This window comes from Alcaligenes sp. LTN-3 (genome assembly GCF_059735605.1).
In genome coordinates this window covers 81,250-93,392 of the sequence record NZ_JCAPDN010000002.1, presented here as the reverse complement: position 1 = coordinate 93,392, position 12,143 = coordinate 81,250, and the positions used below count along the sequence as shown (strand labels likewise).

The following is a 12,143-nucleotide window of genomic DNA, read 5'->3' as shown; positions in this document are numbered from 1 at the left end:
GGTCTCCTAAGAATTCTGCATTTTCTGGAATTTCAGATGGGATTCGATCAGTTGGTTAGCCGCGTAGTACAGGCCCAGCAAGGCCAAGGTGGCACCAAAAAAGGTCAAACCATCCACCCAGACCAGTTCGCGGGCACTGCTGATAGCCCAGTCACCGCTGGCCACGGCCAACGCAGCCAGCAAAGCATTGCGAGCCACCAGCCACCAGGACAAACCACCGGAGGACTCACCCAACCCCGAGCAACCGCAATCGACATCGCGGCGGCCGCGCAGCAGGTTCATCACAATGCCACTGGTGGCGACCAATAGGACGCACAGGGCCAGAATCGCCCCTAGCGAACGGCTGGCTGGCCACAGCAGCAAAGGCGCACTCAAGGCCTCGGCAGCGACAAACAGCACACTGAATGGTCGTAACACCATTTCCGGCAGCAATCGATAACCGCCAACGGCTGCCTCGAACAGGCTGAAGTGACGCAATTTATCCAGCGCCCCCAGCCCCATCAGCACGGCCAAGCAAGCCAGGCTGGCATAAGTCAGGACCGGGTCCATATCAGACACCCCCAACTGGGTGAAACTGAACTTGCAAGGACGCTTCTGCCGCACCTTCGATCGTGCGCAGCAACTTGGGTTCAGGCTGGCTGATGTCGTAGACGTTCACATTGCCACCGTCCAGCGTCAGCAACAGATTGCGTTGCTGATCAATGGTCATGGACAAGGCATCACGTCCGGGGATACGGGCTAGGCGTTTCTTCGTCTTGGTATCCATGACCCAGATTTCGGCCGCAGGGAACTTGTGCGTGCCCTCTTTACCATCCGGGTGCATGAACACGTACATGCGGCCACTGGCACGATGCAGACCCACCAGGTTGTAGCCACCGGGCACCCAGTTCTTGGCCTTGTCCTCGTCATTTAACATGGACCAGGGACCATCCACCTTGACCTCGTCACCGCTGAAATCCGCACTGTAGACATTGCCGTAGTAGGACACGAAGTACGCCTTGTCCTTATCCAGAGCGGGCGCGATAAAAATCGGGTCGTCCTTCACAGAGAACATCTGCTTGCTGCGCGACTGGCTGGCCACCTTGCCGTCTTCGCCCAGATTGATCGTCAACAGGCCACCATCACCACAAATGGTCATGAAGCTGCGTGGACGGTTGGGCTGAGGGATCACGCTCCAGCAACCGGCTGCGGCGGTGACGTCTTCCACATAATCGCCCTTGGCCACGTCCACAATCCCGATAGAAGTCGCCGGCGAGGCGTTTTGCAGCACGATGAACTTGCCGTCCGTGGTCTGACGGAACAGGCCATCGTAGTTCAGACCTTGAACACGCTTGGGTGGCAAGGAAATTTCTTTTTCAAAGGTCAGCTTGTCGGCATCCCACACTTCCACCACGTCCGAGCGCTTTCCACGCGTAATGCGCTCGTGGTAGGTGGTCATGGTGTAGATTTTCTTGCCGTCGTTAGACAACTGCACGTGGCCGTTAAAGGCCGTGGGCACCATGCCCAGGAACTTGCCGTTGGTGTAGTCATAAACGTGTACACGGCTTTCGGTCAGGTGGTTGAACACCGAGTCCATGACATAGATGCGGTTTTCCTGGGGGGCAGACACGCTGTGCCCGCCAGTCAGGACCTCGCGCGGTTTATCCTGGGCTTGTGCTCCACCGGCCAGCACCATCAGCCCCAGCAATGCGGCGGCGGTCGTTAATGTAAATGTAGACTTCATTGGATGTCTCTCCTCATGGGCGTCCAGGCTGTCAGAACGCATAGGCATAACGGAATTGCAGGCCGCGCATGCGCGGGCCATTTTCGACTTTCAAATCATGGATGTACTGCAATTGCACCTGGTGAGCGTCAGTCAACTGGTGCGTGATCTCGGCGGCCAATTGATGGTTACGCGCCCGCGTCACCGTGGTTTGACCATTGACCCGCTCGCGCCCGCCCGTTTCGTAGCGATAGCGCATACCTACATACGTCTTTTCAGTCAGGTTGGTGGACACCAGGGCCATCAGACGAATTGCCGTGTCTTTTTTCAGGGTCTGACCGTAGTAGTTCTTGTTATTACCAAAGAACTCGAACTCCGCCACACCTTCCACAAAAGAGGACTCGCCAAAGCCTTTCACAATCGCGAAGTCCTGAATCGTGCTCCAGCGGTTCTTGCCAGCAGACACATCCGCATGCGAGCCGTGGTAGCGACCCGTCGGTGCAGTGATGAAAGGCTCCCAGGCAAACCAGAAACGGTTTTCCGGATCGTTGTGTAACCACACGGCAGCACCGGCAGTCACATCACCCATCCCTGTCATGCGATCACGGTCTTGCCCTGGAACATCCAGCGTGGTGCGAAAGCCGGGCACGATCAGCTCGTACTGCACCGTTTTTCCGGCCAGCTCACGAAAGTGCATCTGGCGGTAAACCATGCCTTGCACATTCAGCTTGGGGCTATCGCCAATGCGTGAACCCTGATCATAAAAACCATGCGACTTCAGGCCCATCATGTAGACGGCCACGATATTGGTGCCCACCGGAGCAGGTATCCAATCCCGGGCACTGGGGTCGCCCGCATGGGCCAGTCCGGCACTGACGCCGCTCAAAGCCAAGGCCAGCGCGGTTCGCTGCAAAATTGCATACATTATTGTTGTCTCCTCAAAGAGGCGCGAACGGTATCGTTATTGTGTTCGCGCCCTTGTACTGAACCTGATCAAGTCCTTGATCAGGTTCTTACTAGGCTGCCGGATAGGCCATGCAGACCGATTTGGTCTCCAGGTAAGCCTCTACCGCCGCACGCCCGTGTTCCCGACCCAGGCCAGACTGCTTGTAGCCACCAAAGGGCATGCTGGGGTCCAGCATGTTGTGGGTGTTGACCCACACCGTGCCCGCCTTGATACCGGCGGTCAGACGTTGCACCCGGGCCAGGTCCTGACTCCAGACGCTGGCACCCAGGCCAAAGTCTGTATCGTTGGCCAATGCCAATGCCTGCGCCTCGGTGTCAAACGGGGTCGCCACCACCACAGGGCCAAAGATTTCTTCACGCATGATGCGGGCATCAGGTGCCACGTCGGCAAACACGGTAGGACGTACGAAGTAGCCCTGCTCGGGGCGTGCGCCCTCGCCTGCCAACATGCGCCCGCCTTGCTGGCGACCCGCCTCAATGTAGTTCTGCACACGCTGCTGATGACGTGCCGAGATCAGCGGCGCAATCTGGGTAGACTGTTCAAAGCCCGAGCCCAATGTCATGGAGGAAGCCAAGTCAGCGACACCCTGCACCACGCGCTCGTAAATGCCTTTTTGAACAAACAGACGCGAACCGGCGGTACACACCTGACCCTGGTTAAAGAAGATGGCGTTGGCTGCACCTTGAATGGCCATGTCCACATCGCAATCGTCCATGATGACCACGGGGGACTTGCCGCCCAGCTCCAGAGACATACGCTTCATATCGTTGATGGCTTGATGGCCAATCAACTTGCCCACTTCCGTGGAGCCAGTAAAGGAAATCTTGTTCACGTCGGGGTGAGCCGTCAACGCCGCACCCGTGCTTTCGCCACGGCCCGTGATCACGTTGATCACACCGGCGGGGAAACCGGCTTCCAGAGCCAGTTCGGCCAGACGAATGGCGGTCAGCGGAGTCTCTTCAGCAGGCTTCAGAACCACGGTGCAACCCGCTGCCATGGCAGGGGCGATTTTCCACACGGCCATCAGCAGCGGGAAGTTCCAGGGCACGATGGCGCCCACCACACCCACAGGCTCTTGACGGGTGTAAGCGTGGTAATTGATGCCGGGAGGAAAAGCGATAGAGGGCGACAGCAGTTCACCGCTGATCTTGGTTGCCCAGCCAGCCATGTAACGCAGCCATTGCGCGCTGGCGGCCACTTCCAGACCGTAGGAGAAGAACAGCAGTTTGCCGTTGTTCAGGGTTTCCAGACGAGCCAGCTCGTCGGCGTTGGCTTCGACCAGATCGGCCAAACGCAACAGCAGGCGCTCGCGTTGGGCGGGCAGCATCTTGCCCCATTCACCCTGTTCCAAAGCCTGGCGGGCGGCACGAACAGCAAGATCTACGCCTTGAGTACCGGCCTCGGGCTGGTGCGCAATCACCTGTCCCGTTGCGGGATCGTAGACGGGAATGGTGGGTCCTTGAGACTCACTGACGGGCTTGCCGTCAATAATCATGTGTTCGCGAATCGCGTTGCGCTCGGGTTGTACGTCTTGCCCCATAGTCTGTCTCCACACGGAATAGTTGATTCTTAACGAATCCAGTATAGGGACGAGGACAAGCCCGGACTTGTGATTCTGTGCACGGGGGCTTGTTGATTTGGGTACGGAGTGGACCCTGGCCTGCGCTAGAACAAATCCAACTGGGCGGGCATGCTCAGTTGAAAGTCTGCCTCACCGGTCAAATACACGCGGCGCTCAAAGTCCAGCAAGCTGGCTTTGCGGAGCAGGCCGGAGCTAAAGCCGGTCAACATGCCATTGGCACCCTGCACACGATGGCAAGGCACGATGATACTGATGGGGTTCAGGCCGCAAGCCTGGCCTACGGCACGCACCGCTTTGGGGCGGTCCAGATGCTCGGCCATTTGCCCGTAAGTCCAGGTTTGGCCGTAGGGAATCGTCAGCAAGGCCTGCCAGACCTGTTGCTGAAACTCGGTGCCTTGCAGGCTGAAGGGCAGATCAAACTGCTGCCGCTTGCCGGCAAAATACGCGTCCAACTGTTCCTGCACAGGTTCGGCCAACGCCGGTTCAGGGATCAAGCCGGCCAGTTGCTCGGGCGTCAGGCCATGCACAGTCTCTTCCTCGAAGTCCAGGCGCAGCAAAGCACCTTGAGCATCGACCAGCAAACGCATCACCCCTAAAGGCGTATCAAAGCAGGCAGTACGCAGCCCGACATAAGCAAACATGGCAATCCCGATCCAAGGGCAGAATGCTTGATCATACTGCGCGACTCTAGCCACTTCAAAAACCCTGGCAACACCCAGACAGCTTTGGCTCTAGCGTCAAAGACAAACGACAAACTCCAGATTACGCACGACAGCTTGTTGAGCGGGATATTCCGAGCAAGGTTTATGCTCCCACAAAGCATCAGACACTCAATAGCTAGTAATTCGCTCCTACTTTTGTATCTCCCCACACCCACCGCTAACAGTTAAGAGCGACGATCAACACGCAAACCTCGACACCCTCAAGCCTCTAAGCATTTACAGCAGCCCAAAGAGCCACACACAGCCAGTCCAAAAAAGGAAGAATGCCTCATATTTATAGTCTTTGTGAGCCGGTCTGGGCCGGGGGGCCGTCCTCTGGGCGATTCAGGCTTCTTGCCGCAGGCGGGCTTGCTATTCGGGGTACAAGCGCCCTGCTGTTTGAGCGAAATGCTTGTGCTTTGTCCTGCGGACAAGGCACTTTCGCGAGTTCAGGGCGCGCCCGAATAGCAAACCTGACCAGGGCACCGGTGCGCAGCACCGGCAAGAAGCCAAGCCCGGAGGACGGCCCCCCGGCCCAGACCGGCGTTTTCACGAGACACTATCTAACCATGCAGCCACTTTTGCGCTCCTTGTTTCCTTATCTCGCCAGCCTCCTGCTTCGGACACAGCTCCGCTCTACAAGGGCCAAAGAAGAAGAAGAAGAAGAAGAAGAAGAAGAAGAAGAAGAAGAAGCAAAAAAAACCGGGTAAACAACGCCGGGGCCCCCCAGACGCTATTTACCCGGCAAATCCAACAAATGCAGCAATTACTCAAGAACAGCAAGGTTTAAACGGTTTGCACGCCCTTGACGGACAAATCCAGGCCCACGCGGCGTACCACGGCCTCGAACTCGTCACGGCTGATGTGATCCAGCGCCGTGGCCGGATCGCGGGTAGCGTCGCAGGCGATGATGCCACGGCGCATATAGGAATATTTGCGCAACGCCAGCGCCACCAAGGGCTGGAATTCGTAGCGAATCAGCGAGCAATAACGGTCAAAGACACGGGCGGCTTCTTCTTGATCGCCCTGGCGATGCAGCTCATACACTTTCAACAGAATTTCCGGGAAGGAAAAGCCGGTAACCACACCATCGGCCCCCCGTTGCAGTTCCTCCAGAAAATGCATGCCGCCCAGGCCACTCAAGATAGGCAGTGCATCACCGGACAAGCCACGCACGGCGGTAATTTTCTGACCAACAGGCGGATCTTCAGAGTTCAAAATGGACACGCCCGCCTCGCCTTTCAGGCGCACGGCCAAGGCGGGGCTGATACGGGCGGCAAACAGTTCCGGGAAGTCATGAATCACCACCGGAATACGGATCACCTGCACGATCTGGCGGTAATAGGCCACCTGCATGTCCTCGTCGGCCCCGGCCAAGGGGGCCACAAAGATCGCATCCGCGCCCAGATCCTCGGCACTGCGAGCCTGTTCCACGGCGGCGGCTGTGCCCAGAGCACGCACGCCCACCCAGACCGGCACCGCGCCCCGCACCGCGGCCACCACAGTTTCAATGACACGACGGCGCTCGAAGGTGCTGAGCTTATGCAGCTCGCCCATCACCCCCAAGATTGCCAGTCCGTGAATACCGGCTTCAAGCTGGAAATTCACCAGACTGACCAGGCTTTGCAAATCCAGCTCGCCACCCGGTTTGAAGGGGGTGGGGCAAATGGAAAAGACACCTTTATTTTTCATAGTTACGCTTAGGCTCAACGTGGAATGACAAACGGCTTTTGCATACGCGAAATCATGCGTACCAAGGGCCACAGAAGAAGGAAGTAAATCAGCGCAGCAGCTATCAGCGGTGTCTGGCTGTAGGTCTCGCCCTGCATGATCTGGGCAGAACGCAACAGCTCGGGCAAGGCCACGGCCGAGGCAATCGAGGTCTGCTTGATGGCTTCCAACGTGTTGCTGGCCAGATCCGGAATCACATTGCGCACACCCTGGGGCACGACCACATAGGCCATGGCCTGACGGGCATTCAGGCCAGTCGAGCGTGCCGCCTCGTTCTGCCCGGGCGAGACCGACTCCAGCCCAGCGCGGAAAATCTCCGCAAAATAGCCACTGCTGTTGAGCACCAGCGCCAGCACCGTGGCGGAAAATTCATTCAAGGGCAGGCCCAGGAACGGCAGGCCGTAGTAAATGAAGATCAGCAACACCAAAGGCGGGAAGGCACGAAAGAAATCCACATACAGCAAGATCAATCGGTTCAGCCAGCGATGCCGCTGATAGTGCAGGCAGGCAATAATCAGGCCCAGCAACGCGGCCAGCGGCACAATAATGACGGCGAGCTTGACCGTCAGCCACAGGCCCTGCATCAGCAACGGCCAACTGGCGGCAAGAATGGTCGGATTCAGAAACGTATCGATCAGTTCCATAGCGCATCACTCCTACGACTTGATCGCATAGCGCCGTTCCAGCACCCTCGTCAGATGAACGAAGGGGAAGAAAATCAGGCAGAACAAAATGGCCCCGGCCGTAAAGGCGGTGGGGTTGGCGATGTTGGACTGGATGTTGCTGGACACATTCAGCAGCTCGGGCACGGCGATGACTGAACCTAGCGTGGTGCCTTTGGTAATCCCGATGGCACGATTGGTCAGCGGCGGAATCGCCAGGCGCACAGCCTGCGGCAAGATGATGGCAAACAGCGTCTGGCTGAAACCCATGCCGGTAGAGCGGCCCGCCTCCCATTGCCCTGTCGGCACCGCCGCAATGCCGGACCAGAAGATTTCTTCGGCAAAGGCAGACAGCACCAGGCTCAAGGCCAGCACGGTGGCCGGGATCGGTTCAATCACAATGCCTACTGAGGGCAAGGCAAAGAACACCAGCACAATAATGACCAACTGCGGAATCGCACGAAATACATCCACATACAGCGTCATCAGAATATTGACGGGACGCCAGCCATAGCAGCGCAGCACGGCCAGACCCAGGCCCAGAACGGTGCCCAGAATCACGGTCATCACAGCCATTTGCAGCGTGACCCAAAAGCCCTGCATGATCTCGGGCAAATGGGGGCTGATCAGCGTCCAGTTAAAGAAGTAATAAACAATCTGATCCATGGCCGACCTCAGTTCATGCGGCTCAGAAAATCCTGAATCCGCTTGTGACGCGGTTTACACAGAATTTCATCGGGGCTGCCCTGGTCCAGGATCACGCCCTGGTCCATGAACACAATACGGTCCCCCACTTCGCGGGCAAACTGCATCTCGTGCGTGACAATCACCATGGTCATGCCCGCATCGCGGGTACGTTTCATGACGTTCAACACTTCACCGACCAGCTCGGGGTCCAGGCCCGAGGTAGGCTCGTCAAACAGCATGACTTTGGGTTCCAGCGCCAAAGCGCGGGCAATGCCCACACGCTGCTGCTGGCCACCGGACAACTGGCTGGGATAGTGCTCGATACGTTCGGCCAGGCCCACTTGTTCCAGATGGTGGCGAGCCTGCTCTTCAGCCTGCGCCTTGGGGACTTTTTTCACCTTGCGCAGCGCGAGCATCACATTGCCCAGCGCCGTCATGTGCGGGTACAGGTGTATGCCTTGAAACACCATGCCTATGTTCTGACGCACCTGATTCAGGTCGGTGCGCGGACAAGTCACATCACTGTCTGCCACCACAATCGTGCCACTGGTAGGGGTCTCCAGACGGTTGATGCAGCGCAAGCAGGTACTTTTGCCCGAGCCCGAACCGCCAATCATCACCACGACTTCGCCGGTGCTGACGCTCAGGTCTATGCCTTTAAGAATTTCGGCTTGCCCAAACGACTTGCGCAAGCCCTGGATGCGGACAATTTCACTCATGGTCGCTCCTTGACCGCCTGCCCGACGGGCAGGCGGGGACCGGCCCCTGCAGGGCCGTATAGCTAGAGAAACAGCGCGATGGCGCTTTAAGGACGGGAGCAGTCGGGGGTGTGCTCGGTGGGCTCGTAACCAGGGTAGTCAGGCGCGCCATAACCGGGAAAAACGACTGTCATGGCGGTACCGGCATTGGGTTCCGTACCAAACCATTTCACATGCAGCTTCGATAGCGAGCCATCCTGCTTCATGCATTCCAGCACTTCATCTACACGGTTACGCAAGGCGGTGTCGTCTTTGCGAAAGGCAAAGGCATAGTTGGCCTCGGTGGTCATGTCGTAGACCGGGGCCAGAGCGGGGGTTTTTGTGGCGATGTAGCGGGCCAAAGGAGTTTCGGACATATTGGCAAAAGCACGACCAATGGCCACAGCCTGCACCGCATCCGTGTTCTTGTTAAAGCGCTGAATCTTGTAGCCGTACTTTTCCTGGTTCTCTTGCAACCAGCGATCCGAGAAACTACCGTTATTGACGGCAATGGTCTTGCCTTTCAGCTCTTCCAGCGCATTGACGGTGGCACCTTTTTTAGCCAGAAAGCTCAGGCCGCCTGCCATATACGGTTCGGCAAACAGCATTTGCTCGGCACGTTCCCGCGTGGTGTTGGTGGGGGCGGCCACCATGTCATAGCGGCTGGAAAACAAGCCTGCAAAAATAGCGGAAAACGGCGTATCGATGACCTCGACACCGTCATAACCCATGCGCTGGGCCACTTCCTGGGTCAGGTCGTTGGAAAAACCATCCATCTTGCCGTCGGTGCCACGCATGAAGAACGGCACCAGGCCCACGTCAGCCGCGACTTTGAACTTCTTGCCCTGATTGGGATTGTCTGCATGTGCTGGCAGGCTCAAGGCCAGGCCAGCGGCCACGGCAGCCAGCATCAAGCCAGCCTTGCGTCCCAAACGGGCACGTCCCAGACGGGCATGTCCCAATCGGAACATATTGTGTTTGCGAGAAACAGCCGCAACCATCGCGGCGATAGTGTTTACGCCTTGCATAAGGTCTCCTTGCCATCATTTTCTGTTTGTAGTGCTTTAATTCTAGGGGTGGCAAAACCTTGATGTCATATGCTTTTTTATTAACTCTTCATAACACAGCGTTAAGCGAATTTCCGTGTCCCCTGTACACGGCGGACTCCACGAACACAGCGTGTTTTCCCGCCGGCCCGCCCTAAGGGTAAGTCCCCCCTTTGAAGAGGCAGTCAAACGACGGGACAGCGCGGGGGGCGGTATTGTTGAGTCACTCAGGCCCAGCCTGCCCGCATCCCTCGGGAGGCCGTGGAAATCACCACGTCCATGAAGTCGTGCGCCAATTGCGAAACCGGCACGACATTGGAATGCAGCATGTGCAAGGGCATGGTGGTGCGCGGATTGATGGGGCGTACCACCACATCCGGCCAGACTCGGCCTGCCACGGCCAGTTCGTCCACAATCGCAATCCCGGCTCCGGCCTGCACCATGGCACAGGCAATATGCGTCAAACGCACTTCTACAGACAGTTGCGGCACACCCGGACGGTTACCAAATAGCTGCTGCACCATCTGCCCATAAGGCGTGTCATTGCCATAACCAATCAAGTCCAGCCCTTCCAGATCGCTGGCGTCCAGCTCCTGCTTGTCAGCCAAGGGATGACTGGCGGGCAACACCGCCACCAGATGGTTTTCGTAGATGGATTGGGCATGCAGGCTGGGATGGGTCAGCGGCACAATGGCCACGCCCACTTCGGCCTGTTGGGTGACCAAAGCCTGCACCAGATCACTGGAGATCAGGGTGCGCACATACACCTTCACATCCGGGAATGCTTTGCGAAAACGCGTCACCGCCATGGGGATCAAGGTTTGCCCTAGACTGGGGCTGACAGCAATGTGCAAGCTGCCGTGGCGCTTTTCGATCAGGTCGGTCGCCACCTCGTTAACCCGCTGCACACTGTTATGGACTTGCTCCACTTCCTGATAGAGCCGACGCGCCTCCGGCGTGGGGTACAGACGTCCCTTGATGCGCTCGAACAGCACCAGACCAATGCGTGATTCCGTATAGGAAAGCAGGCGACTGATGGCCGGTTGCGATACGTTGAGCAACTGTGCCGCCTTGCTGATAGAACCGGTCAGCATGATGGCGCGAAAGACCTCGATTTGACGAAGATTGAGCAGCATCCCTTAACGTAGCCTTATGTTTCGAGCACAAATAAGCATAAGACATTTTGATTTGCCTATGTTTCAATTTTTTCAAGCTGCCATCCCGCTGCACCTTGATCGCAACGGGCCCAAAGAGCGGCTTCATAACTACGACACGGAGACAAAATCATGCAAACCCTGCTTGCGCGCACCCTTGCGGTGCTGGGCTTGGGACTGGCCGCCGCTGCGCCCACCGCCCACGCCGCTGACAACGTCCATCTGATGCTGGACTTCATCCCCACCGGCGACTATGCCCCCTACTATTCGGGCATTGCCAATGGGATTTACGACAAACACGGCATAGACCTGAAGATCACCCGAGGCACCGGTTCGGGCGATACCGTTCTGAAAGTAGCCGGTGGCGCTGCCGATATTGGCCTGGCCGATATTTCTGCCATTCTGACCTCGCGCCAGAACAGCCAGACTCCCGTCAAGGCCATTGCGTCCACCTTCTCGCACTCGGCCCACTCCCTGTTTGTGCTCAAGGACTCGGGCATCACCAACTTCTCCGGCCTGGAGGGCAAGAAAATTGCCGTCTCGCCCGGCAACAGCCACAAGCTTTACTTTCCCATGGTGGCACGCAAAGCCAATACCGACCCCGACAAGATCCAATGGGTGACGGTAGACGGCTCCTCTATGGCCCCCTTGCTGATCAACGGCAAAGTGGACGCCGCTCCCTTCCTGGCCACCAACTACTACTACCAGAACAAGCAGGCCAAGCGTTTTGGCAAGGAAATCGTGGTGCTGCCCTTTAGCGAGCAGGGTTTCAACATCTACGCCCTGTCCGTTCTCACCACCGACAAGACCTTGGCTGAACGCCCACAAATGGTGCAGAACTTCCTGAACGCCACCATCGAAGCCTGGGAAGCCGCCCGCAAGGATCCGGACGCCGCCTGCCAGGCCCACGTCAAGGCCAATCCAGAAATTGATCTGGATGATTGCATGGGCAACCTGAACGCCGTGCTGGGCTATATCTACACCGATTTCAGTGCCCAGCACGGGGTAGGCAGTCTGGAAGAAGGCCGCATGAAAACCACCTACGAGGCCGTTGTTGAAGCTCAGAGCCTGGACCCTGCCTGGGACTACCACCAAGCCTACGACCCGCAGTTCATCGTCAAAGCCAACGGCACAGCCAAGCCCTGAGCTGATTTTTGCGCGCGCACTGGCTTGG

General features: G+C 57.6%; 13 protein-coding genes. 2 read left to right on the top strand and 11 right to left on the bottom strand.

The window, feature by feature from the left end; all coding sequences use genetic code 11:
• Positions 1-6: 6 nt before the first annotated feature.
• The 5 genes from AC6I6N_RS08655 to AC6I6N_RS08635 form a co-directional block, all read right to left on the bottom strand.
• Positions 7-549, bottom strand: a complete 543-nt coding sequence (locus AC6I6N_RS08655; RefSeq protein WP_094195419.1) for a MauE/DoxX family redox-associated membrane protein — start codon at positions 547-549, stop codon at positions 7-9.
• A 1-nt stretch (position 550) separates the two neighbouring features.
• On the bottom strand, positions 551-1,723 hold the full coding sequence (locus AC6I6N_RS08650) for an amine dehydrogenase large subunit (protein ID WP_125277354.1): 1,173 nt from the start codon (positions 1,721-1,723) through the stop codon (positions 551-553).
• Between the two features lie 31 nt (positions 1,724-1,754).
• Positions 1,755-2,627 (bottom strand): transporter, encoded by an 873-nt coding sequence (locus AC6I6N_RS08645; protein ID WP_108728247.1) that lies wholly within the window; start codon positions 2,625-2,627, stop codon positions 1,755-1,757.
• 91 nt (positions 2,628-2,718) lie between these two features.
• Positions 2,719-4,209, bottom strand: coding sequence for an aldehyde dehydrogenase family protein (locus tag AC6I6N_RS08640; protein WP_125277353.1), 1,491 nt, complete (start codon positions 4,207-4,209; stop codon positions 2,719-2,721).
• A 125-nt stretch (positions 4,210-4,334) separates the two neighbouring features.
• The gene (locus tag AC6I6N_RS08635; RefSeq protein WP_125277352.1) at positions 4,335-4,892 is read right to left on the bottom strand and encodes a methylated-DNA--[protein]-cysteine S-methyltransferase; all 558 of its coding nucleotides are present in this window, start codon (positions 4,890-4,892) and stop codon (positions 4,335-4,337) included.
• A gap of 629 nt (positions 4,893-5,521) precedes the next feature.
• On the opposite strand from AC6I6N_RS08635, the gene AC6I6N_RS08630 reads away from it, so the two are divergent.
• Complete coding sequence (locus AC6I6N_RS08630; protein ID WP_497943424.1) at positions 5,522-5,662, top strand: hypothetical protein; 141 nt, start codon at positions 5,522-5,524, stop codon at positions 5,660-5,662.
• Between the two features lie 76 nt (positions 5,663-5,738).
• Here AC6I6N_RS08630 and AC6I6N_RS08625 read toward each other — a convergent pair whose 3' ends face one another.
• The 6 genes from AC6I6N_RS08625 to AC6I6N_RS08600 form a co-directional block, all read right to left on the bottom strand.
• A complete protein-coding gene (locus AC6I6N_RS08625) occupies positions 5,739-6,644 on the bottom strand; it encodes a dihydrodipicolinate synthase family protein (RefSeq protein ID WP_125277351.1) in 906 nt (301 codons plus the stop codon).
• Between the two features lie 14 nt (positions 6,645-6,658).
• Positions 6,659-7,327, bottom strand: a complete 669-nt coding sequence (locus tag AC6I6N_RS08620; protein WP_094195413.1) for an amino acid ABC transporter permease — start codon at positions 7,325-7,327, stop codon at positions 6,659-6,661.
• 12 nt (positions 7,328-7,339) lie between these two features.
• Entirely contained in the window at positions 7,340-8,011 is a 672-nt protein-coding gene (locus AC6I6N_RS08615) for an amino acid ABC transporter permease (protein ID WP_108728251.1), read from the bottom strand.
• A gap of 8 nt (positions 8,012-8,019) precedes the next feature.
• On the bottom strand, positions 8,020-8,751 hold the full coding sequence (locus AC6I6N_RS08610) for an amino acid ABC transporter ATP-binding protein (protein ID WP_108728252.1): 732 nt from the start codon (positions 8,749-8,751) through the stop codon (positions 8,020-8,022).
• 86 nt (positions 8,752-8,837) lie between these two features.
• On the bottom strand, positions 8,838-9,797 hold the full coding sequence (locus AC6I6N_RS08605; RefSeq protein WP_497943423.1) for a substrate-binding periplasmic protein: 960 nt from the start codon (positions 9,795-9,797) through the stop codon (positions 8,838-8,840).
• 245 nt (positions 9,798-10,042) lie between these two features.
• Positions 10,043-10,951 (bottom strand): LysR family transcriptional regulator, encoded by a 909-nt coding sequence (locus tag AC6I6N_RS08600; RefSeq protein ID WP_094195409.1) that lies wholly within the window; start codon positions 10,949-10,951, stop codon positions 10,043-10,045.
• A 150-nt stretch (positions 10,952-11,101) separates the two neighbouring features.
• Here AC6I6N_RS08600 and AC6I6N_RS08595 point away from each other — a divergent pair, with 150 nt between their 5' ends.
• A complete protein-coding gene (locus tag AC6I6N_RS08595; RefSeq protein WP_497943422.1) occupies positions 11,102-12,115 on the top strand; it encodes an ABC transporter substrate-binding protein in 1,014 nt (337 codons plus the stop codon).
• Positions 12,116-12,143 lie beyond the last annotated feature (28 nt).